Source organism: Nonomuraea sp. NPDC003707, assembly GCF_053587055.1.
Map to the genome: position 1 here is coordinate 30,837 of NZ_JBSFNK010000050.1, position 20,504 is coordinate 51,340.

Consider the following 20,504-nt stretch of genomic DNA (forward strand, 5'->3'; position numbering starts at 1 on the left):
CATCTCGTTGTTCAGATGTCACTGCCGGATCCGTCAGGGAGCTGTCATGGGTAGGGCGCGCAGGGAGCGGGAGCTCGTGCTCGAGCACCTCGCGGAGCTGCGCAGCCTGCCGCTCGGGGGCATGCCCGAGCCCGCCTTCCGCGAGCGGCTGCGCGCGGAGATCCTGTCCGGCGCGCTCCTGGAAGCGCCCGAGCCGAAGGCACCCGCCCACCGCCGTCCGGCGCGCCGGCGGCCGCTGCTGTCGCAGCTGGCCACGCTGGGGCTGGCGGCGGCCTTGATGATCTCCTCCTTCGCCACGTACCAGTCGGTGCCGGGAGACTCCCTCTACCCGCTCAAGCGCGCCGCGGAGAGCACGCTCGTACGCCTCAGCAGCGACGACGCCGAACGCGGCGAACGCGAGCTCAACTCGGCCAAGACCCGGGCCAGGGAGGTCGCCACCCTGCTCGGCTCGGCCGAGGGCGGCCCGCTGGTCGGCAGGACGCTGAAGGACATGGAGGAGTCGACGCGCTCGGGCATCAGCAGGCTGGAGCGGGCGGAGCCGCGCTCCCCTAAGATCAAGACCTTCGCCCGCGACCAGAAGAAGGTGGTCGGGCCGATACTCACGCAGCTCGACGACTCACAACTTGCCCAGGCGGAGGGATACCTTGACTACATCGAGGGTCTGGTCGCGCCTGACTAGGAAAGTAAGCTGAGCGCCATGTGGCGGCTAATTCGACGACGATACGAGGTGGCGCCCGAGGCCGCCGGCGAGGCCGCGGCGCAGGCGGCGGCCACCGTCGCCCCGGTCGAGCCGGACCTGCAGGCGGCGGCGTTCTTCGACGTCGACAACACGATGATGCGCGGGGCCTCGATCTACCACTTCGCCAGGGGGCTGGCGACGCGGGGCATGTTCACGACGTCCGACCTGATGAAGTTCGCGGTCGGGCAGGCCGTGTTCAGGCTGCGCGGCAACGAGAACCCCGAGCACATCGCGGTCGCCAGGGAGACGGCGCTGGCGTTCGTGGCGGGCGCCAAGGTCGACGACGTCGTACGCCTCGGCGAGGAGATCTACGACGAGGTCATGGCCGACCGCATCTGGGGCGGCACCCGTTCCCTCGCCCAGAGCCACCTGGACGCGGGCCAGCGCGTCTGGCTCGTCACCGCCACCCCCGTGGAGCTGGCCCGCGTCATCGCGCAGCGGCTCGGCCTGACCGGCGCCCTCGGCACGGTCGCGGAGACCCGTGACGGGATCTACACGGGACGCCTGGTGGGCGACCTCCTGCACGGTCCCGCCAAGGCGGAGGCGGTGCGGGCCCTGGCCCGCCGCGAAGGGCTCGACCTGACCCGCTGCACGGCCTACAGCGACTCGGCCAACGACCTGCCGATGCTGTCCCTGGTGGGCTCGGCGGTGGCCATCAACCCGGACAGCGAGCTGCGGGAGCACGCCAGGAAGCACGACTGGCCCATCAAGGACTTCCGCACCGGCCGCAAGGCCACCCTGACGGCCCTGCCCATCGCGGCCGGCGTGGGCGCCATAGCCGGCGGCATAGCCGCCGGCATCGCCCTCCGCCGCCACTACCGCAACTCGATCTAGCCGTTACGGCGAATCGTCACCCTCCGAGGCGTTTGAAGAGCTTTTCGGCCTCCGGTTGCTTCCACTGCAGGCGGTTCCTGTCCTCCGGATACGGCTCCCACGGGACCGTCGTGAGGTCCAGCTTGGTGCCCGACAGCTCGGTGGCCAGCTCGTACATCGACTCCAGGTTCAGATCGGTCTTGACCGACCTGCGCACCGCCTCCAGGAACGGCTTGAGCCGCTCGGGCGAGGACAACCCCGACCGGGCCTTCATCAGCATCGACAGCACGAGGGTCTGCTGCCGCTTCATCCGCTGGACGTCCGACCCGTCGCCGTAGTGCCGCAGGCGCACGTAGCCCAGCGCGGCCTCCCCGTTCAGCAGGTGCTTGCCGGCCGACAGCTTGAGCTTCGACGCCTTGTCGTCCACGGCCTTGGGCAGCATGACCTCGACGCCCCCCAGCGCGTCCACCATGCCCTTGAAGCCCGAGAAGTCCACCTCCACCGAGTGGTGGATCCGCAGCCCGGTCAGAGACTCCAGAGTGCGTTTGAGACAGCCCACCCCGCCGGTGTCGTACGCGGAGTTGATCATGCCGAACCTCGCGGGCGACGAGTCGCAGCGCGGGATCTGGACCATCGAGTCGCGCGGGACGCTGACGACGGTGGCGCGGCCGCGGTCGGCCGGGACGTTGACGATCATGATGGTGTCGGACCGCTTGCCGACGTTCTGTCTGGCCTGCATGGGGCCGTACTTGGCGTTGCCGTCGCCCTCGCGGGTGTCGGAGCCGATCACCAGCACGTTCCGCGTGCCGCTCATGTCCACGGCCTGCGAACCGGCGGGCGGCGCGGCCGTGTGCCGGCCGCTGACGAGCACGGCGGGCACGGCGACGGCGCTCGCCGTGGCCACCGCGACCAGCCCCGCCGTCCACCAGCCGCCCCACCGGCGGCGGGGACGCGCGCGCAGCAGGCGGTCGCGCTGGCGGACGAGCGTCGCGGGCGGCTCGTGCCCGATCTCCTCCCCGAGGTCCCGGAGCAGCTTCAGGTCGTCCATCGTCACTCCTCCTCCATGGGGTTGGTGTCGCCGAGTGCGGCCCGCACCTTCCGCCTGCCCCTGTTGAGGCGGGAGCGCACGGTCCCGATGGGGATGCCGAGCGCCCGCCCGACCTCCTCGTACGTGAGATCGCCCCAGGCGATGAGCAGCAGCACGTCCCGGTCCTTGGCGGGCAGCGCCGCGAGGGCCCCGGCCAGCTCGGCGCGGACGGCCTGGGCGGTGACCCCGGCGGCCACCCGGTCCGCGGGCGACTCCACGTCGGAGTCGACAGGGGCGCGGAGGAGGGCCCGGTAACGGGCCGCCTCCTTGCGGTGGTGCCGGGAGATGAGCTTGGTGAGGATGCCGAAGAGCCACGGCCGGGCGTCCGGGTACGCCAGGTCGTAGCTCTTCCTGCGTGAGAAGGCGACCAGGAACGTCTCGCCGACGAGGTCCTCGGCCGGCTCTGGGCCGAGGCGTTTGGAGACGTACCGGTAGAGCATCGCGGAGTAGCGGTCGAAGAGCTCGGCGAACGCCTCGGGTTCGGTCCACGAGGCGCTCACGAGCTCCGCATCCGCACCCCTGGTGGCGGGTTGCGTGATCATCTCCGCCCTTCTTTGGGGGGATCGGTCACGGATGTCTTGCCACAACCCGCCCAGAGGGTTCACAGCTCCTTGAGCTGACCCCCGTCGATCACGAACTCGGCGCCGGCGGTGCTGCCGGAGCGCGGCGACGCGAGCAGGGCGATCGCGTCGGCGACCTCCTGCGGGTGGACGAGCCGTCCTGTGACCATCTTCATCATGGTGGGCGCGACCTCGTTGATCACGCTCTCCTTGTCGGAGCCGGCCATACCCGCGAAGACCTCGGCCGCGCCGCCCTCCTTGGTCCACCAGTCCGTCAGCACCGCGCCGGGCATCACCGTGTTGACCCTGACGCCCTGGGGCCCGTACTCCTCCGAGAGGGACTTGGTGAGCTGGTTCACGGCCGCCTTGGCGGCGCCGTAGTCGACGTTGACGGGGCCGGCCTGCCTGCTCATGGTGGAGGAGACGTTGACGATCGAGCCGCCGCCCCGCTCCAGCATGACGGGCAGGGCCGCCCGGATCATGCGTATGACCGCGAACAGGTTGAACTCGAACATGGCCGCCCAGTCCTCGTCGGAGGGCGTCAGGAACCCGGCACGCGGCAGCGTCGCCCCGGGCGGCGGGCCGCCGGCGTTGTTGACCAGGATGTCCACCCCGCCGAACTCCTCCACGGCCCGCGCCACGACCCGCGCGGGCGACTCGGGGTCCATCAGGTCCACGGGCACGTGCACGACCTTGTCGGGCCACTCGTCCGTACGGGTCCGCGAGGCCGCCACGACGTGGGCGCCCTCCTCGGCCAGGGTGGTGGCCACGGCCAGTCCGATGCCCTTGGACGCGCCCGTGACGACGGCGACGCGGCCGGAAAGCTGAAGATCCATGGGATTCCTCCCGATGTTCGGCGAATTCATCTTTGTCGCCCGTAGAACACCGGAGGCACCTCGCAGGTTTCACACGAAGGGCGGGAAGGCGTGTCCTCGGCGCAGCCGCAGCTCGTTGAGCATCTGCTGGATGACCTCGCGTACGTGGTCGGTGAGGTTGAAGACCACCATCGGGTCGTCGGCCGCGGACGGCTCGTACTCGTCGGTGCGGATCGGCTCGCCGAACTCGATCATCCACTTGGACGGCAGCGGCACCAGACCGAGCGGCCCGAGCAGCGGGAAGAACGGCGTGATCGGCAGGTAGGGCAGCCCGAGCATCCTGGCCAGGAACTTCAGATCGCCGACCTTGGGATAGATCTCCTCGGCCCCGACGATCGCGGTGGGCACGATCGGCACCCCCGCGCGGATGGCCGAGGCCACGAAGCCGCCGCGGCCGAACCGCTGCAGCCGGTAGCGGTCGCCGAACGCCTTGCCGACGCCCTTGAAGCCCTCGGGGAACACCCCGACCAGCTCACCCTTGCGCAGCAGCCGGTCGGCGTCCTCGGGGCAGGCCAGCGTGTGACCGGTCTTGCGGGCCAGGTGGCTGAGCACCGGGAGCTGGTAGACCAGGTCGGCCCCGAGCAGCCGCAGCGGCCGGGCGGCCTCGTCGTGCAGGGCCACCTGCAGCATCAGCGCGTCGACCGGCAGCGTGCCCGAGTGGTTGGCGACGACCAGCGCCCCGCCCTCGTCGGGGATGTTCTTCAGCTCGACCGTCTCCACCCGGAACCAGTCGGTGTAGAGCGGCCTGATCAGCTCCAGGACCACCTTGTCGGTCAGCTCGGCGTCGTAGCCGAACTCGTCGACCTCGTAGTCGCCGTCGACGCGCCTGCGCAGGAAGGCCAGCAGCCTGGCCACCCGATCGGGCTCCTCGAACGACGGCGCCGCGCTGATCGGGATCACCACGGCGTCCTGTTGTTCCTGGGGAACGCTCAACTGCGCACACCTCCGAGCGGGTGCAGGCCGTGCGAGCGCAAGAAGTCGTCGAACGCCGCCCCGGTCGTGAACTTGGGCTTCCATCCGAGCGCCGCCTCCAGCGCGGAGGTGTCGACCGCGCGCCCATGGCACATCAGCCTGACCTGCTCGGGCGAGTATTCGACCAGCCCGATCCTGCGTACGGCGTTGCCCAGCGCCTTGAACGCGGGCGAGGGCAGCGGCATCGAAGGCCGGCCCGCCCGCCTGGCGCACTGCGACAGCAGCAGCACGCCTGCCCCGGCCACGTTGAACGTGCCGGGGTGCTCTTCCGTCGCCATCCGGCGCAACACCTCGACCGCGTCGTCCTCGTGGATGAACTGCAGTCGCGGGTCGAAGCCGAACACGGTCGGCAGCACCGGCTGGGAGAAGTAACGAGTCAGCGGCGAGTCGACGCCGGGACCCATGAAGTTGGCAAAGCGCAGCATCGACACCGTCACGTCGGGACGTCGCCGGGCGAAGCCCCGGACGTAGCCCTCGACCTCGACAGCGTCCTTGGCGTAGCCGTGGGTGGGGCCGTCGTGGGGCTCCAGGTCCTCGGTGAACACCGCGGGATCCCGCGGCGACGAGCCGTAGACGGCGGTGGTGGAGCGGACCACCACGCGCCGCACGGTCGCCGACCGCTGGCAGGCACCGAGCAGTTGCATGGTGCCGATCACGTTGTGCTCTTTCATGGCGGCCCTGCCACCGCTCCTCGACGGAGCGCTGACCAGGCTCATGTGCACAACGGTGTCGATGTCGGCAGCCGCGATCACCTGAGCGATGTCAGGGCTGCGCAAATCCACCCGAACGAACTCAGTCCGGCCGAGAGAGATGCCGCCGTCCCGTGTTAGCCAGGGGGGCGGCACGGTGTCAACTCCAATGACGCGGCTGATGTCCGGGTCGGACGAGAGAATGCTCGCCACCCGGGCGCCGATATGGCGCGAGACCCCGGTGACCAGCACGGTGTGGGTCATCAGCGCCTCGCAGCTGCGTAAGTTACTTCTTGTTACGCCGCTGGATGCGCGTCTTCTTGAGCAGCTTGCGGTGCTTCTTCTTAGCCATCCGCTTGCGGCGCTTCTTGATCACAGAGCCCACGGGACCCCCAGGTACTGATAGCAAGTCTGACCGGAGTGCGAGCGCACACCGGCTCACAGACTACCGGCGATCGACGGTGGATCGCCCCACCGGGGGGTGAGAGCCCGGTCGCGCCTTCCGGCGGCCGGGCCCCTCCCGGGACAGCTTTCACGACATTCACGACATGACGGGTCACGTCGCTACTTCAGCCTGCCTCGATGTAGGCCTCCCGCAGATAGTCGTGTACCGCCTGCTCAGGCACCCTGAACGACCGGCCGACACGGATGGCCGGCAACTCGCCAGAGTGGACGAGCCGGTACACCGTCATCTTGGACACCCTCATGACCGTCGCCACTTCCGCGACGGTCAGGAACTTCACCTCACTGAGAGGTCTTTCGCCTGCACCCATCGGACGCCTCTTCCGCACGTGTTTCCGGGTTATCCCCACTGGTGCCATTGCTCACGCACGTGTACTGCCGTCAGCGTAAGTCGGGACTCCGGGTGCGCAAACCCCCTAGTTTCTCAGTCGCCGGAGCCGCCTGTCAGCCGAACCAGCGAAATCGCTGGTGAGCAGCCGGGCAGAGCACCTCACCTGGACGTTGGAACTGTCCAAGTTGCCACACATAAGAGTCGCCGGAGCCCCATCAAAAGTTGGCAAAGGGACAGCGAGCCTCTTGGAATGCAGGCGCGAAAAGACGGTATCGGGAGGGCCGAATTCGACTCAAAGGGCTCGTGAGACCTGAGTGACGATCCGCTCCGTCAGCGGAGCGTAAAAGCGTGGTAGCACATTGTCATCGAGCGGGACGACCACGTCAATCTTTCCTTCGGCCTCGCCGAGGAAGAGTCCGGGGTCGTTGCTGTCGGCGAACGCCACTGTGTGCGCACCGGCCTCTCCCGCCGCTCCCGCCCAGCCGTGGTCGGCGATCACGAGGTCGGGAAGCTCTCCTCCGAGCTCGTCGATCATGTGGCACATGGGCGTGGCGTCGTGGGTGTGCACGAACGCGCCCCGGTCGTCGAGCATGGCGACGTCCTGCAAATAGCGGATCTTCCGCCGACGCCCGAAATTGGGCCCGGAGTACGACCATCCCTCGCCCGGCGCGAGCAGTTCGGCCCCGCGCTCGGCGCAGAGCCGCGCCAGCGGCAGGTGCACGGCGAGCAGCCCGGTCGGGTGCCCGGTGGCGAGCAGGACGCGCGGGTTCTCCCGCGACAGCACGGCGGCGATGGACTCGGCCATGTCGTCGAGCGCGTCGATCACCAGGTCGGGGTCGATGGTGTCCTGGCCCCACCGGTGGTCGGGGTCGGAGACCACGCCGGCCGACTTGGCCATCAGCGCCAGGATGTCGCGGTACGACCACGGCTGGTCGAAGGTCAGGCCCAGCTTGTAGTGCGGGTCGCCGTTGGCGAGCGAACTGTAGTGGTCGAGGTTGTTCTCTCGGGGGGTCGCGACGTCGCCGGCTATTCGAGTCTGGACAAGGTGCTCTCGTAGTTGGTCGCGGCTAAGCACAGCACTTCCTCGTTAGGGCATTGGATCGAGGCCGTGCAGGGGGAACACCGCATGTCGGGTCGCCATGACAGCACGGTCAATGGGGTCCGCTGGGTCATAACCACCAGAGATGTCACGAAATTCCGGATTGCGGCCATCCGTCATCGTGAGCGGCGGCGTCTCGCCCGTACGTTCCCTGACGAACTGGCGCCAGCTCTCGCTCGTCGGGGTGGCCGGATCGACCGGGTGACCCGCCAGCTCGGCGATGAGATGGGTCCACGCCCGCGGCACCACCTGCACCAGCTCGTAACCGCCGCCGCCGGTGGCGATCCACCGGCCGCCGGCGGTCTCGTGGGCCAGGTGGTGCAGGGCGGCGTACGCGGCCCGCTGGCCGTCGACGCTGAGCATCAGGTTGGCCAGGGGGTCGAGCGCGTGGCTGTCGCAGCCGTGCTGGGTGACCAGGATCTCCGGCCTGAACTCGTGCAGCAGCGGCGGCACGACCGCGTGGAAGGCCCGCAGCCACCCCGAGTCGCCGGTCCCCGCCGGGAGGGCGACGTTGACGGACGTGCCCTCCGCGCCGGTCTCCTCCGGGAAGCCGGTGCCGGGGAACAGCGTGCGCGGGCTCTCGTGCAGGCTGATCGTCAGGACCCTGGGGTCGTCGTAGAAGGCCGCCTGGACACCGTCGCCGTGGTGGACGTCCACGTCCACGTACGCGATGCGGCCGGCCCCCTGCCGCAGCAGCCAGGCGATGGCCAGCGCGGGATCGTTGTAGACGCAGAAGCCGCTCGCGGCGGAGCGCATCGCGTGGTGGAGGCCGCCGGCGACGTTGACGGCGTGCTCGGCCGAGCCCTCCCAGACCGCGCGGGCGGCGGCCAGCGAGGCGCCGGCGATCAGCGCGGAGGCGTCGTGCACGCCCTGGAACGCGGGGTTGTCCGGGGTGCCGAGCCCGGCGCCGAGGTCGGGCCGCCCGGAGGCGGACACCCGCTTGACGGCCTCGATGTAGTCGCTCGTGTGGACCATGGCCAGCTCGGCGTCCGTCGCGGGCTCGCAGCCGGCCATCTCGACCTTGTCGAGCACGCCGAGGGCGCGGGCGAGCGCCATGGTCAGCTCGACGCGCACGGGGGCGAGCGGATGGCTCGGGCCGAAGTTGTAGGAGGTGAGAGCGTCGTCCCAGATCACCCGCGCCGACCGGCTCATCCGTATCCTCTCCCTCGTCCTTGGGGCGACGTTACCGCAGGGCAGACGCCGCCTTGTAGCCCAGAGCCGGCCAACCGATCTAGAAATTTCATGATTAGGGTCGTAGCGTGCGGCGAACCTTCCTCAAGATCGTGCGCTACTTCAGACGCCCCAGGGTCTTCGACACGACGCTCGTGGTCGTGCTCTCCCTTCCCGCCCTGATCGCGCTGTTCTTCATGCTTCGCCGGGGCGACATGACATCCGTCCCGAGCGCGGTGTTCTACCTGGCGGGCATGCCGTTCCTGCTCATGCGCCGCCGCAGGCCGCTCGTCACCGTCGCGCTGGTGACCGCTGTGGACATCGCGAGCATCGCCACCGTAACGGCGCTGAACAGCGGCGTGGCCGCGTCCATCGCGCTCTACAGCGTGGGCCGCTACACCGCGGGGCGCACGACCGCGATCGCGACGGCGGCGGTGTTCGCCGCGTACGCGACGGCGGCGGAAGTGCTCAGGCAGATCGCCGGCGGCTGGGCGATCTCCCTGTTCTCCGTCGGCGTGCCCGTGGGGATCGGGCTGATCGTCCGGCTCAGGACCGAGCTCGCCGAGCGCGGCCGGCGCGAGGCCGCCGACGCGGCCGTGCGCGCCGAGCGGCGGCGCATCGCCAGGGAGCTGCACGACGTGGTCGCCCACCACATCACCGTCATCAACGCCCTGGTCGGCGGCGCGCGGGCGACGCTCCCGCCCGAGCAGGAGGTCACCAGGAACGCGCTGGAGAGCGCGGAGCAGACCGCCCGGCAGGCGATGTCGGAGATGCGCCGCCTGCTGGACGTGCTCAGGGCCGACGGCAGCGAGGGCCCGGACGCCGCGACCGGGGTGGGCGCGGACCGGCTACCCTCGTTGATCAAGGAGGCGAAGTCGGCGGGGCTGCCCGCCAGCCTGGTCGTGACCGGCGAGCCCATCGCCCTGCCCGCGACCGTCGACCACGCCGTCTACCGGATCGTGCAGGAGGCGCTGACCAACACCCGCAAGCACGCGACCAGCGCCAGGGCGAGCGTGCGGCTGGCGTACGAGCCCCGGGCCGTGGAGGTCGAGGTGGTGGACGACGGGCTGGCGGCGGGCGGCGGCACGCCGGGGTTCGGGCTCGGCGGCATGGCCGAGCGGGTGGCGTTATGCGGCGGCCAGCTCTCGACCGGCCCCCGCCCAGAAGGAGGCTTCCGCGTGCACGCCCGCATCCCCCTGGAGGCGCCGTGAAGATCAAGGTACTGCTGGCGGACGACCACGAGCTGGTCCGCAAGGGCTTCCGGCTGATGCTCGACGCGCAGCCCGACCTCGGCGTGGTCGGCGAGGCCGCGGACGGGGCCGAGGCGGTGGAGCTGTGCCGGCGGCTGCGGCCCGACGTGGTGCTGATGGACCTGCACATGCCGGGCCTCGACGGGGTGCGCGCGACCGAGCTGATCACCGCGGAGCTGCCGGAGGTGCGGGTGCTCGCGCTGAGCACGTTCGACCTGGACGAGAACGTGGTCGCGGCGCTCAGGGCGGGCGCCGGCGGGTTCCTGCCCAAGGACGTCTCCCCCGAGGAGCTCATCGAGGGCGTACGCGTGGTGCACCGGGGCGAGTCGGCCGTCGCGCCGCGCCTGCTGACCCGGCTGATCGGTGCATTCATCCACGTGTCCCGCCCGAGGCAAGTACCCGCCGAGCTGGACGGGCTGACCGACCGCGAGCGGGAGGTCCTCGTGCTGATCGCCCGCGGCAGGTCCAACACCGAGATCGCCCAGGACCTGTCCGTCTCCCCCTCGACCGTCAAGAACCACGTGACGAGCCTGTTCGCCAAGATCGGTGTCAGGGACCGGGCGCAGGCCGTGATCGTGGCATATGAGGCGGGGCTGATCCGCCCAGGAGAGTAGGACCACGCTCCCAGACCCCCTCTCCGGAGACGGTTCCCGGGCAGGAGGAAACCGGGCACGCGCGACGGCACGCTGGGATCATGAGCGCGATACGAGCTACGAACCTGAGCAAGCGCTACGGCGGCACCACGGCCGTCTCAGACCTGTCCTTCGACGTCGAGCCGGGCCAGGTGACCGGATTCCTGGGGCCGAACGGGGCCGGCAAATCGACGACCATGCGCATGATCCTCGGGCTCGACCGGCCGTCCGGCGGCTCGGTGCTCGTGGACGGCCGGCCGTACGGGGACCTGAGGCATCCGCTGCGCAAGGTGGGCGCGCTGCTGGACGCCAAGGCCGTGCACGGCGGGCGGAGCGCGTACAACCACCTGCTGGCCATCGCCCAGAGCAACGGCATCCCCGCGGGCCGCGTGAACGAGGTGCTGGACGCGGTGGGCCTGCGCGAGGTGGCCAGGCGGCGGGTCGGCGGCTTCTCGCTGGGCATGTCGCAGCGGCTGGGCATCGCCGCGGCGCTGCTCGGCGACCCGGAGATCCTGATCTTCGACGAGCCCGTCAACGGGCTCGACCCCGACGGCATCCTGTGGATCCGCACGTTCATGCGCAAGCTGGCCGCCGAGGGCCGGACCGTGTTCGTCTCCAGCCACCTGATGAGCGAGATGGCGCAGACGGCCGACCACCTGATCGTGATCGGCAAGGGTCGGCTCATCGCCGACACGAGCGTGCAGGAGTTCATCGGGCGCAGCTCGCAGGGCTACGTACGGATCCGCTCGCCCCGCCTGGCCGAGGTGGCCGAGCTGGTCAAGGTCGGCGAGCTGCACCCCGACCACCTGCGCGTGACCGCGATGAACACGCTCGAGATCGGCACCCTCACCGCGCGGGCCGGGATCCCGCTGGAGGAGCTGATGTTCGTGCAGCCCTCGCTCGAAGCGGCCTACATGGAGCTCACCAAGGACAGCCTGGAGTTCTCGTCATGATCGACATCCTCAGGTCCGAATGGACCAAGATCCGCTCGGTCCGCTCGACGGTGTGGACGCTGGCCGTCACCGCGCTGCTGATGCTGGGCATGGGCGCGCTCATCAGCATCGCCGCGAAGAACTCGGCCGACGGGCCGATCGACGCACCGCAGGCGATCATGATGGGGCTGGTCGGCACCATGTTCGCCTCGCTGTCCATGGCCACGCTGGGCGTGCTGGTCATCTCCAGCGAATACCGCACGGGCGGCATCCGCACGTCGCTGATGGCCGTGCCCAAGCGCATGAGCCTGCTGACCGGCAAGATCGTGGTGTTCACGGCGGTGTCCCTGGTCGTCTCCACGGTCGCTTCCGGGGCCTCGGTCCTCGTCAGCCTGATGGTCACGCAGCCGCCGGCGCTGGAGACGGGTGACGTGGTCCAGGCCGTGCTCGGGGGCGGCCTCTACCTGACCGCCTGCGGGCTGTTCGGGCTGGGGCTGGGCACGCTCATCCGGCACACGCCGGGCGCGATCGTCTCGGCCATCGCGCTGATGCTGGTCCTGCCGCAGGTGACGACCATGCTGCCCGGGCAGTGGGGCAAGACCGTGTCCGACTACTTCACCACCAACGCGGGCTCCCAGATCGTGATGCCCCGGGGCGGCAGCTCGCTCGGCCCGTGGAACGGGTTCGGCGTCTACCTCGTCTGGGTCGTGATCGCCATGATCGCGGGGGCCGTCCTGATGCAGAAGCGGGACGCCTGAGATCACTCGGCGCGGAGGGCGATGACGGGGTCCAGCCGGCCCGCCCTCCGCGCCGGCGCCACGCCGAAGAACACCCCGACCGCCGCCGACACCCCGAACGCCAGCGCGATCGACCACCACGTGATCGACGCCGGCACCTCGGTGAACGCCGCGATGGCCAGCGAGCCGCCCACCCCGAGCACGATCCCGGCGAGCCCGCCGATCGTGGTCAGCAGCACCGCCTCGATGAGGAACTGGGCCAGGATGTCGCGCTGCCTGGCCCCCAGCGCCTTGCGCAGCCCGATCTCCCGGGTGCGCTCGCGGACGCTGACCAGCATGATGTTCGACACACCGACGCCGCCGACCAGCAGCGAGATGCCCGCGATGGCGGCCAGCACGCCGGTGAGCATGCCGAGCACGCTGCCGATCGTGCCGAGCAGCGCGGTCTGCGTGACCGCCGAGAACTGCTCGCCCGGATACCGCGCCCGCAGCGCCGCGGTCACCTTCTCCGACAGCGGATCGATCTCGTCCGGCCCGGACGCGCCGACCGCCAGCCCGTTGATCCGCTCGATCCCGAGCAGCCGCTGCGCCGTCGTCACCGGGATGTGGATCTCCTGGTCGCGGGAGAGCCCGAACGTCTGCCCGATCTCGGCGTACACGCCCACCACCCGGAACCTGGCCCCGGCCACCGTCACCTGCCGCCCGATCGGGTCCAGGTCGCCGAACAGCCGGTCGGCCACCTCCGAGCCGAGCACCGCCACCCTGCGCCGGGTGTCCACGTCGGTCTCGCTCAGCGGGCGGCCCTTGTCCAGGGGGCGCTCGAAGATGTTGACGAGGTTCTGGTCGGTGCCGATCACCGTGACGAAGGCCTCGGCCCTGCCGACGCGTACGGTCTCGCCCGACTGCAGCGAGACCGTCACCTTCGACGGGTCGCCCACCACGCGCCGCAGGTAGGCCACGTCGGCCAGGCCCAGCTTGCTCTGCGTCGGGGCGGCGCCCAGGCTGATGCGGCCGGGGACGACGAGGATGATGTTCGTGCCGAGGCCCGAGATCTGCTTCTCGATCTCGTCCTTCGCGCCGGTGCCGATGGCCACCAGGATCACCACGGCCAGCACGCCGATGATCACACCCAGCATGGTCAGCGCGCTGCGCAGCCGATTCACCCGCAGGGCTTCCAGCGCCATCGCAAAGGCTTCGCCGGACCTCACGTTGTGTCCTTCTCGATCAACCCGTCCCGTACGTGGATCTGCCGCCGGGCGTGGGCGGCGACCTCCTGCTCGTGCGTGACGAGCACCACCGCCACCCCGCCCTCGCCGTTGAGGCGGTCGAGGATGGCCATGACCTCGGCCCCGTTGGCGGTGTCGAGGTTGCCCGTGGGCTCGTCGGCCAGCAGCACCTTGGGCTCCCCGACAAGCGCCCTGGCGATGGCGACGCGCTGCTGTTCGCCGCCGGACATCTGGGACGGCCGGTGCTCCAGCCGGTGCCCGAGCCCGACCGCCTCCAGCGCCGTACGGGCCCGCGCGCGCCGCTCGGCCCGGCCGACCCCCCGGTAGACCAGCGGCAGCGCCACGTTGTCCAGCGCCGACGTCCTGGCCAGCAGGTGGAAGGACTGGAAGACGAAGCCGATGGTCTTGTTCCGGAGCTCGGCCAGCTCGGTGTCGGACAATCCGGAGATCTCCACCCCGTTGACCTTGAGCACGCCCGAGCTGGGACGGTCGAGGCAGCCGAGCAGGTGCATGAGCGTGGACTTGCCGGAGCCGGAAGGCCCGACGATGGCGGCGAACTCGCCCTGGTCGATCCTGAGCGACACGCCGCGCAGCGCCTCCACGGCCAGGCCGTCGAGCTGGTAGCGCCGGGTGAGGTCCACCGCCTCGATGGCGGCCGTCACGGGATCCGCTGCCCTTGCCGTACGGAGTCCGCGCCCTTGACCACGATCCGGTCGCCCACGGACAGCCCGCTCAGCACCTCGACCACCGCGTCTCCCTGGGCCCCCAGCTTGACCACGCGGCGCTCCGCCGCGCCGTTCCTGATCGCCCAGACCACGCTCTCGCGCCCGCTGGAGACGATGGCCGAGGCCGGGGCCGAGACGGCGGAGGGCGACTCGCGCACGGTCAGCCGCGTGACGGCGCTCATGCCCGGCTTGGGGGTGGGCGCCTTGGAGCCGTCGTCGAAGGCGCCGGGCCCGAGCGTGAGCCGCACCGGGTAGCTGACGCCGCCCGTGGTGCCCTCCATGGGGGTGACGCCGATGCCGGTCACCACGGCCGTGTACGTGGCGCCGGGCACCGCGTCCAGCTCGACGCCGGCCCGCACGCCCTTCTTGACCAGCAGCACGTCGGTCTCGTCGACGTCGGCGTCCAGGGTGAGCTCGGAGACGTCGGTGACGGTGACGATGGAGTCGCCCGCCGAGACGGGGACGCCCGCCACGACCGGGCTGCCGGAGGTGGAGCCGCCCGTCGACGGCAGGGACGGGAGCTGCTGCCCGCCGCCGGGCAGCCGGCTGAGCAGCCCTTCGACGCCGCTCCCGGCCCCGCCGCCGCCCGAGGCGCGGCCGAGCGTGACGACGCCGCCGAACGGCGCCTTGATCGTGAGCGACCTGACCGTGCTCTCCGCCGCCTTGACCGCGGCCTTGGCCTGCGACTTCGAGGCCGCCTGCAGCGAGGCCATGGAGCGGGACAGCCCGCCGGTCACGCCGGACATCAGGCCGCTGATGGAGCGGTTGAGCTGGGCGGTGATCGAGGCCAGGGCCCTGGTCTGCGCCTTGTGCTGGGCCTGGGCGAGGTCGATGGCGTTCAGGAGCTGCCGGCGCGTCTTCGCGTCCTCGACCTTCTTCGCCTCCTTGCGGGCCCTGGCGAAGTGGGCGGCCACCTTGCGGTCGAACGCCCGGGTGTCGAACGACGGCAGCCGGACCTCCGGCGTGCCGAAGCTCGCGGGGGTGGCCGCCTTGGAGGCCTGGCGGGCCTGCCGGAGCTGGCTCTGGGCCTGGGGCGAGCTGATCCTGACCAGGATCTGGCCCTTGCGCACGCGGTCGCCCTCGCGGACGTACAGCTTGGCGACCGTGCCCTGGGCGGGCGAGCGCAGTGTCGCGGAGGCACGCGCGCCGATCGTGGCGGGGGCCTCCACGACCTCCGTGACCGGGCCCCGGCCGACCTCGCCGACCTGGACCGCGGGCGGCGACTCGGAGGAGCAGCCGGTCAGTACGAAAAGGACGAGCAGCGGCGCGATGCCGCGACGTAACGTCACCCGACCCATCGTAGGAGTGAGGCCGGCCGGTCTCTCAGCCGGAGGCGAGCTGGCGCCCCCGGTCGCGGGCGGCCTCGATCGCGGCCAGGAACGCGGCCCGCACGCTGTGCCGCTCCAGCTCCGCGATGGCGGCGATGGTCGTGCCGCCCGGCGAGGTGACGGCCTCGCGCAGGATCACCGGGTGCTCGCCCGAGTCGCGCAGCATCACGGCGGCCCCGACGATCGACTGGGTGACCATGTCGAGCGCGGCGGCCCGCGGCATGCCGAGCAGGATGCCCGCGTCGACCATGGCCTCGACCAGGTAGAAGAAGTAGGCCGGGCCGCTGCCGGACAGGGCCGTGGCGGCGTCCTGCTGGGACTCGGGGATGCGCAGCACCTTGCCGACCGGGCTGAGCAGGCCCTCGGTGCGCTTGAGGTGCTCCTCGCCCGCGTGGGCGCCCGCCGAGATCACGCTCATCGCCTCGTCGAACCTGATCGGCGTGTTGGACATCACCCGGACCACGGGCACGTCCACCCCGAGCCGCTGCTCCACGAACGCCGTCGTGATGCCGGCCGCGGCGGTGATCACGAGCCGGTCGGCGGGCACGTACGGGGCGATCTCGGCCAGTAGCGTGGCCATGTCCTGCGGCTTGACGGCCAGGATGAGGGTGTCGGCGACCTTGGCGGCCTCGGAGTTGGAGACGGTGCGCACGCCGTACGTCTCGCGCAGTGCCTGTGCCCGCTCGGTCCGGCGGCTGGTCGCCATGATGTCGCCGGGCTTGAACCCGGCGCGCAGCAGACCGGACAGCAGGGCCTCGCCCATCTTGCCCGTGCCCAGAATCGCAATCATTGGGGCAGCCTACCGTCGGCTCACCAGCGACCTGAGGAAGAAGGCCAGGTTGCGGGGGCGCTCGGCCAGGCGGCGCATGAGGTAGGCATACCAGTCGGAGCCGTAGGGGACGTAGACGCGCATCCTGGTGCCCTGCCCGGCCAGGCGGAGCTGCTCGTCGGGGCGCACGCCGTACAGCATCTGGTGCTCGTAGCCGGTGGCGTCGCGGCCCTCCAGGACGGCGAGCGTGGAGGCGATCCGCACGAGCCTGGGGTCGTGGGTGGCGACCATGGGGTAGCCGGTGCCGGCCATCAGGACCCGCAGGCACCGTACGAAGGAGCGGTCGATGTCGGCGGGCCTGGTGTAGGCCCCCGGTGCGGTGTACGCGCCCTTGCACAGGCGCACCCGGGCCCCGCCGAGCTTCTCGCAGCGATCCAGCGAGTCCGGCAGGTACGCCTGCACCACCACGCCCACGTCGGGATGGTCCTTGCGCAGCGCGGCGTGCACGGAGTGCAGGCCGGGGATCGTGTCGTGCTCCTCGGCGTCGAGCGTCACCGTGACGTCACGGGCCGCGGCGGCCCGGCAGATCGCGGCGGCGTGGTCGAACGCGAGTCCCTCCGACAGCCGCAGCCCGAGCGCCGTCAGCTTGACCGACACGTCGGCGCCGGCGGGCAGCAGGGCCAGCAGCCGCAGGTGTTCGGCGACCCCCTCCTCGGCCTGCGCCTGGTCGGTCACCTCCTCGCCGAGGTGGTCGACGGTGACGAGCAGCCCCTTTCGGGTCAGCTCGCCGATCACCCCGCGCACGTCGCCGGCGACGTAGCGCCCGACCACGCCCGCGGTCAGCGGCGACGTCGAGATGAGGCGCTCGGCGCGTTCGCTCTTGGATATGGCAATAAGGGCCTGACGGAGCACGTGAACCACACTAAACCGGGGCATGATGAACCGCGGAACACTCCTGTCCGTCGAATGGGTATGCGTGCAATGACTGCGACTCTCCTGGCCGGTTGTCTGGTGCTCGCGACGAGTTGCGGCGCGGCGGCGCCCGCCGAGCGGGCCTCCACGGCGGTCCCGGCCAAACCGCCCGCCGTGGCCGAGCCGGTCACCACCACCCCGACGAAGAGCCCCGAGAAGGGCCCACAGCCGGTCAAGCCGACCGGCAACGCCATCAACGTCCACAAGGTCCGCTGGACCAAGGCCAGGGCGGTGTCCAAGCGGAAGGTCCAGCTCACCTGGTGGTCGGGCGTCGCCCCGTGCACGGTGCTGGACCGCGTCAAGGTCAAGGAGTCGCCCAAGTTCGTCACGGTCACCCTGTACGAGGGCACCGCGCCCAAGGCCAGGAACGTGTCGTGCATCATGATCGCGATCGAGAAGACCACGACGATCACGCTCAAGAAGCCGATCGGCAAGCGCAAGATCGTCGACGGCTCCAAGTAGGGCGCCATGCGGCCCGACGCCCCGGCCCCGCGCCGGGGCGTCTTCATGCCCAGGAACCTTCCGCGGATCCGCCGCCGTTAGAGGGAATGCCGGCGCGCTCACGAGGGTTGAGTCGAGTAGGCTCAAGTCGTTTGACAAAGACGACCGGCATTCGTACCTTGAGTCCACAAGACTCAACTTTGACTACAAGGACGTACTCATGGCACGTGCGGTAGGTATCGACCTTGGGACGACCAACTCCGTCGTCTCGATCCTCGAGGGCGGTGAGCCCACCGTCATCGCCAACGCGCAGGGCTCGCGGACCACGCCGTCCGTGGTCGCCTTCGCGAAGAACGGCGAGGTCCTCGTCGGTGAGGTCGCCAAGCGGCAGGCCGTCACCAATGTGGACCGGACGATCCGATCGGTCAAGCGGGAGATGGGCACCAACTGGTCCCAGGAGATCGACGGCAAGAAGTTCTCGCCCCAGCAGATCAGCGCCTTCGTCCTGCAGAAGCTGAAGCAGGACGCGGAGGCCTACCTCGGCGAGAAGATCACCGACGCGGTGGTCACCGTTCCCGCCTACTTCAACGACGCCCAGCGCCAGGCCACCAAGGAGGCCGGCACGGTGGCGGGCCTCAACGTGCTCCGCATCATCAACGAGCCGACCGCGGCGGCCCTCGCCTACGGGCTCGACAAGGAGCAGGACCAGACCATCCTGGTCTTCGACCTCGGTGGCGGCACCTTCGACGTGTCGCTGCTCGACGTCGGCCAGGAGGACGGCCACGGCTTCGTCGAGGTCAAGGCCACCTCCGGCGACAACCACCTCGGTGGTGACGACTGGGACCAGCGCGTCGTCGACGAGCTCGTCAAGCGCTTCCAGAACGCGCACGGCGTCGACCTGTCCAAGGACAAGATGGCGCTCCAGCGCCTGCGCGAGGCGGCCGAGAAGGCCAAGATCGAGCTGTCCAGCCAGTCCGAGACCAACATCAACCTGCCCTACATCACGGCCTCGTCCGAGGGCCCGCTGCACCTCGACGAGAAGCTGACGCGCTCCGAGTTCCAGCGGCTGACGGCCGACCTGCTCGAGCGGACCAAGGGCCCGTTCCACCAGGTCATCAAGGACGCCGGCATCAAGGTCTCCGACATCGCCCACGTGGTGCTCGTCGGCGGCTCGACCCGTATGCCCGCCGTGACCGAGCTGGTCAGGGAGCTGACCGGCGGCAAGGAGCCCAACAAGGGCGTCAACCCGGACGAGGTCGTCGCCATCGGCGCCGCCCTGCAGGCCGGTGTGCTCAAGGGTGAGGTCAAGGACGTCCTGCTGCTCGACGTGACCCCGCTGTCGCTGGGCATCGAGACCAAGGGCGGCATCTTCACCAAGATCATCGAGCGCAACACGACGATCCCGACCAAGCGCTCCGAGGTCTTCACCACGGCCGAGGACAACCAGCCGTCGGTGCAGATCCAGGTCTTCCAGGGTGAGCGCGAGATCGCCTCGTACAACAAGAAGCTGGCGACCTTCGAGCTGACCGGCATCGCGCCGGCGCCGCGCGGCATCCCGCAGATCGAGGTCACCTTCGACATCGACGCCAACGGCATCGTCAACGTCTCCGCCAAGGACCTGGGCACGGGCAAGGAGCAGTCGATGACGATCACCGGCGGCTCCGCGCTGCCGAAGGACGACATCGAGCGGATGATGCGCGAGGCCGAGTCGTACGCCGAGGAGGACAAGAAGCGCCGCGAGGAGGCCGAGGTCCGCAACAACGCGGACGGGCTCGCCTACCAGACGGAGAAGTTCCTCCGCGAGAACGACGACAAGGTCCCCGGCGACATCAAGACCGAGGTCAACGACGCCCTGTCCGAGCTGAAGAAGGCTCTGGAGGGCACCGACACCGACGTCATCCGCACCTCCGCCGAGAAGCTCGCCACGGTCAGCCAGAAGATGGGTTCGGCGATCTACGCCGCGAGCCAGGGCCAGCAGGCCGGTGGCGAGGGCGCCCCGCAGGACGCCGCCGCCGGTGACGGCCAGAAGGCCGACGAGGACGTGGTCGAGGCTGAGATCGTCGACGACGAGCCGAAGAAGGACAAGTGATGCCGCCGCGCGACAACGGGCATGACGAGCCGGTGATCCGCGACAACCGCAAGATCGACCCGGACACGGGGCAGGTCAGGGACACCACCGTCGCCGACCAGGCGGCCCAGCCGCCGGCGGCGGAGGTCTTCGCCAACGGCGAGCTGGAGGCCCAGCTCGCCGAGCGGACCGCGGACCTGCAGCGACTCCAGGCCGAATACGTGAACTACCGCAGGCGGGTCGAGCGCGACCGCGCCGCGGTCAGGGAACAGGCTGTCGCGGGCGCGCTGGTGGAGCTCCTGCCCGTGCTCGACGACATCGGCCGGGCCCGCGACCACGGCGAGCTCACCGGGGGCTTCGCGAAGGTGGCCGAGTCGCTGGAGGCGGCCGTCACCAAGCTGGGCCTCAGCGCCTTCGGGCAGAAGGGCGAGCCGTTCGACCCGACCGTCCACGAAGCGCTGATGCACAGCTACTCATCCGAGGTCACCGAGCCGACCGCGATCGAGGTGCTGCAGCCTGGATACCGGATGGGTGACAGGGTGCTGCGCCCGGCGCGGGTGGCCGTCGCGGAGCCCGGGGACGCCACTCCCGCGTCCAATGACGACGACGAAAACTGACAACGAGGAC

Annotated in this window: 23 protein-coding genes; 9 read left to right on the forward strand and 14 right to left on the reverse strand. The window is 70.3% G+C overall.

Translation table 11 applies throughout. The features are described 5' to 3' along the window. The first annotated feature begins 46 nt into the window (after positions 1 to 46). Together ACWDRB_RS60070 and ACWDRB_RS60075 are read left to right on the forward strand one after the other, a co-directional pair. Positions 47 to 679 carry a DUF5667 domain-containing protein gene (locus tag ACWDRB_RS60070; protein ID WP_449910625.1) on the forward strand — a complete coding sequence of 211 codons (633 nt, stop codon included), beginning with the start codon at positions 47 to 49 and terminating at the stop codon, positions 677 to 679. 18 nt (positions 680 to 697) lie between these two features. Continuing rightward, positions 698 to 1,573 (forward strand): HAD family hydrolase, encoded by an 876-nt coding sequence (locus ACWDRB_RS60075; RefSeq protein WP_449910627.1) that lies wholly within the window; start codon positions 698 to 700, stop codon positions 1,571 to 1,573. Positions 1,574 to 1,589: 16 nt separating this feature from the next. Here ACWDRB_RS60075 and ACWDRB_RS60080 read toward each other — a convergent pair whose 3' ends face one another. The 9 genes from ACWDRB_RS60080 to ACWDRB_RS60120 all read right to left on the reverse strand — a co-directional run bounded on the left by ACWDRB_RS60080 (position 1,590) and on the right by ACWDRB_RS60120 (position 8,779). Further along, positions 1,590 to 2,600, reverse strand: coding sequence for an LCP family protein (locus tag ACWDRB_RS60080; RefSeq protein WP_449910629.1), 1,011 nt, complete (start codon positions 2,598 to 2,600; stop codon positions 1,590 to 1,592). A gap of 2 nt (positions 2,601 to 2,602) precedes the next feature. After that, positions 2,603 to 3,181, reverse strand: coding sequence for an RNA polymerase sigma factor (locus ACWDRB_RS60085; RefSeq protein ID WP_185069958.1), 579 nt, complete (start codon positions 3,179 to 3,181; stop codon positions 2,603 to 2,605). A gap of 59 nt (positions 3,182 to 3,240) precedes the next feature. Further along, entirely contained in the window at positions 3,241 to 4,035 is a 795-nt protein-coding gene (locus ACWDRB_RS60090) for an SDR family NAD(P)-dependent oxidoreductase (protein ID WP_449910631.1), read from the reverse strand. A 69-nt stretch (positions 4,036 to 4,104) separates the two neighbouring features. Then, on the reverse strand, positions 4,105 to 5,007 hold the full coding sequence (locus ACWDRB_RS60095; protein ID WP_355210228.1) for a lysophospholipid acyltransferase family protein: 903 nt from the start codon (positions 5,005 to 5,007) through the stop codon (positions 4,105 to 4,107). Beyond that, on the reverse strand, positions 5,004 to 5,999 hold the full coding sequence (locus ACWDRB_RS60100) for an NAD-dependent epimerase/dehydratase family protein (RefSeq protein WP_357751333.1): 996 nt from the start codon (positions 5,997 to 5,999) through the stop codon (positions 5,004 to 5,006). Before ACWDRB_RS60100 ends, ACWDRB_RS60095 begins: the two co-directional genes overlap by 4 nt. 22 nt (positions 6,000 to 6,021) lie before the next feature. Further along, a complete protein-coding gene (locus ACWDRB_RS60105; protein WP_018654693.1) occupies positions 6,022 to 6,120 on the reverse strand; it encodes a 30S ribosomal protein bS22 in 99 nt (32 codons plus the stop codon). A gap of 184 nt (positions 6,121 to 6,304) precedes the next feature. Further along, positions 6,305 to 6,508 (reverse strand): helix-turn-helix domain-containing protein, encoded by a 204-nt coding sequence (locus ACWDRB_RS60110; protein WP_026214222.1) that lies wholly within the window; start codon positions 6,506 to 6,508, stop codon positions 6,305 to 6,307. A 312-nt stretch (positions 6,509 to 6,820) separates the two neighbouring features. Next, positions 6,821 to 7,603 (reverse strand): phosphatase, encoded by a 783-nt coding sequence (locus ACWDRB_RS60115; protein WP_449910634.1) that lies wholly within the window; start codon positions 7,601 to 7,603, stop codon positions 6,821 to 6,823. A gap of 12 nt (positions 7,604 to 7,615) precedes the next feature. Continuing rightward, a complete protein-coding gene (locus ACWDRB_RS60120; RefSeq protein WP_350739760.1) occupies positions 7,616 to 8,779 on the reverse strand; it encodes an acetoin utilization protein AcuC in 1,164 nt (387 codons plus the stop codon). A 107-nt stretch (positions 8,780 to 8,886) separates the two neighbouring features. Here ACWDRB_RS60120 and ACWDRB_RS60125 point away from each other — a divergent pair, with 107 nt between their 5' ends. The 4 genes from ACWDRB_RS60125 to ACWDRB_RS60140 all read left to right on the forward strand — a co-directional run bounded on the left by ACWDRB_RS60125 (position 8,887) and on the right by ACWDRB_RS60140 (position 12,369). Beyond that, complete coding sequence (locus ACWDRB_RS60125) at positions 8,887 to 10,008, forward strand: sensor histidine kinase (protein ID WP_449910636.1); 1,122 nt, start codon at positions 8,887 to 8,889, stop codon at positions 10,006 to 10,008. After that, positions 10,005 to 10,661 (forward strand): response regulator transcription factor, encoded by a 657-nt coding sequence (locus ACWDRB_RS60130; protein ID WP_350739754.1) that lies wholly within the window; start codon positions 10,005 to 10,007, stop codon positions 10,659 to 10,661. Before ACWDRB_RS60125 ends, ACWDRB_RS60130 begins: the two co-directional genes overlap by 4 nt. Positions 10,662 to 10,741: 80 nt before the next feature. After that, complete coding sequence (locus tag ACWDRB_RS60135) at positions 10,742 to 11,632, forward strand: ABC transporter ATP-binding protein (RefSeq protein ID WP_449910638.1); 891 nt, start codon at positions 10,742 to 10,744, stop codon at positions 11,630 to 11,632. Beyond that, the gene (locus ACWDRB_RS60140) at positions 11,629 to 12,369 is read left to right on the forward strand and encodes an ABC transporter permease subunit (RefSeq protein ID WP_363976802.1); all 741 of its coding nucleotides are present in this window, start codon (positions 11,629 to 11,631) and stop codon (positions 12,367 to 12,369) included. Before ACWDRB_RS60135 ends, ACWDRB_RS60140 begins: the two co-directional genes overlap by 4 nt. Positions 12,370 to 12,371: 2 nt before the next feature. On the opposite strand, the gene ACWDRB_RS60145 is transcribed toward ACWDRB_RS60140, so the two are convergent. The 5 genes from ACWDRB_RS60145 to ACWDRB_RS60165 are packed head-to-tail and all read right to left on the reverse strand — an operon-like array spanning position 12,372 to position 17,308. Next, positions 12,372 to 13,556, reverse strand: a complete 1,185-nt coding sequence (locus ACWDRB_RS60145) for an ABC transporter permease (RefSeq protein WP_449910640.1) — start codon at positions 13,554 to 13,556, stop codon at positions 12,372 to 12,374. After that, a complete protein-coding gene (locus ACWDRB_RS60150; protein WP_449910642.1) occupies positions 13,553 to 14,236 on the reverse strand; it encodes an ABC transporter ATP-binding protein in 684 nt (227 codons plus the stop codon). Before ACWDRB_RS60150 ends, ACWDRB_RS60145 begins: the two co-directional genes overlap by 4 nt. Next, positions 14,233 to 15,588 carry an efflux RND transporter periplasmic adaptor subunit gene (locus tag ACWDRB_RS60155; protein ID WP_449910644.1) on the reverse strand — a complete coding sequence of 452 codons (1,356 nt, stop codon included), beginning with the start codon at positions 15,586 to 15,588 and terminating at the stop codon, positions 14,233 to 14,235. Before ACWDRB_RS60155 ends, ACWDRB_RS60150 begins: the two co-directional genes overlap by 4 nt. A 34-nt stretch (positions 15,589 to 15,622) precedes the next feature. After that, the gene (gene proC / locus ACWDRB_RS60160; protein ID WP_350739738.1) at positions 15,623 to 16,417 is read right to left on the reverse strand and encodes a pyrroline-5-carboxylate reductase; all 795 of its coding nucleotides are present in this window, start codon (positions 16,415 to 16,417) and stop codon (positions 15,623 to 15,625) included. Positions 16,418 to 16,426: 9 nt separating this feature from the next. Continuing rightward, positions 16,427 to 17,308 (reverse strand): proline dehydrogenase family protein, encoded by an 882-nt coding sequence (locus tag ACWDRB_RS60165; RefSeq protein ID WP_449910647.1) that lies wholly within the window; start codon positions 17,306 to 17,308, stop codon positions 16,427 to 16,429. A 69-nt stretch (positions 17,309 to 17,377) separates the two neighbouring features. On the opposite strand from ACWDRB_RS60165, the gene ACWDRB_RS60170 reads away from it, so the two are divergent. The 3 genes from ACWDRB_RS60170 to grpE all read left to right on the forward strand — a co-directional run bounded on the left by ACWDRB_RS60170 (position 17,378) and on the right by grpE (position 20,494). Then, positions 17,378 to 17,830, forward strand: a complete 453-nt coding sequence (locus ACWDRB_RS60170) for a hypothetical protein (protein ID WP_364253668.1) — start codon at positions 17,378 to 17,380, stop codon at positions 17,828 to 17,830. A gap of 199 nt (positions 17,831 to 18,029) precedes the next feature. Beyond that, entirely contained in the window at positions 18,030 to 19,898 is a 1,869-nt protein-coding gene (gene dnaK / locus ACWDRB_RS60175; RefSeq protein ID WP_350739729.1) for a molecular chaperone DnaK, read from the forward strand. Next, positions 19,898 to 20,494 carry a nucleotide exchange factor GrpE gene (gene grpE, locus ACWDRB_RS60180; protein ID WP_350739726.1) on the forward strand — a complete coding sequence of 199 codons (597 nt, stop codon included), beginning with the start codon at positions 19,898 to 19,900 and terminating at the stop codon, positions 20,492 to 20,494. The genes dnaK and grpE overlap by 1 nt, the downstream gene beginning before the upstream one ends. Positions 20,495 to 20,504 lie beyond the last annotated feature (10 nt).

What these genes read in the sequence shown, in the direction of transcription:
- ACWDRB_RS60100 (WP_357751333.1), bottom strand. Translation starts at nt 5,999, where the DNA reads ATGACCCACACCGTGCTGGTCACCGGGGTCTCGCGCCATATCGGCGCC.
- ACWDRB_RS60080 (WP_449910629.1), bottom strand. Translation starts at nt 2,600, where the DNA reads ATGGACGACCTGAAGCTGCTCCGGGACCTCGGGGAGGAGATCGGGCAC.
- proC (WP_350739738.1), bottom strand. Translation starts at nt 16,417, where the DNA reads ATGATTGCGATTCTGGGCACGGGCAAGATGGGCGAGGCCCTGCTGTCC.
- grpE (WP_350739726.1), top strand. Translation starts at nt 19,898, where the DNA reads ATGCCGCCGCGCGACAACGGGCATGACGAGCCGGTGATCCGCGACAAC.
- ACWDRB_RS60075 (WP_449910627.1), top strand. Translation starts at nt 698, where the DNA reads ATGTGGCGGCTAATTCGACGACGATACGAGGTGGCGCCCGAGGCCGCC.
- ACWDRB_RS60120 (WP_350739760.1), bottom strand. Translation starts at nt 8,779, where the DNA reads ATGAGCCGGTCGGCGCGGGTGATCTGGGACGACGCTCTCACCTCCTAC.
- ACWDRB_RS60135 (WP_449910638.1), top strand. Translation starts at nt 10,742, where the DNA reads ATGAGCGCGATACGAGCTACGAACCTGAGCAAGCGCTACGGCGGCACC.
- ACWDRB_RS60085 (WP_185069958.1), bottom strand. Translation starts at nt 3,181, where the DNA reads ATGATCACGCAACCCGCCACCAGGGGTGCGGATGCGGAGCTCGTGAGC.
- ACWDRB_RS60110 (WP_026214222.1), bottom strand. Translation starts at nt 6,508, where the DNA reads ATGGGTGCAGGCGAAAGACCTCTCAGTGAGGTGAAGTTCCTGACCGTC.
- ACWDRB_RS60140 (WP_363976802.1), top strand. Translation starts at nt 11,629, where the DNA reads ATGATCGACATCCTCAGGTCCGAATGGACCAAGATCCGCTCGGTCCGC.
- ACWDRB_RS60090 (WP_449910631.1), bottom strand. Translation starts at nt 4,035, where the DNA reads ATGGATCTTCAGCTTTCCGGCCGCGTCGCCGTCGTCACGGGCGCGTCC.
- ACWDRB_RS60170 (WP_364253668.1), top strand. Translation starts at nt 17,378, where the DNA reads ATGACTGCGACTCTCCTGGCCGGTTGTCTGGTGCTCGCGACGAGTTGC.
- dnaK (WP_350739729.1), top strand. Translation starts at nt 18,030, where the DNA reads ATGGCACGTGCGGTAGGTATCGACCTTGGGACGACCAACTCCGTCGTC.
- ACWDRB_RS60070 (WP_449910625.1), top strand. Translation starts at nt 47, where the DNA reads ATGGGTAGGGCGCGCAGGGAGCGGGAGCTCGTGCTCGAGCACCTCGCG.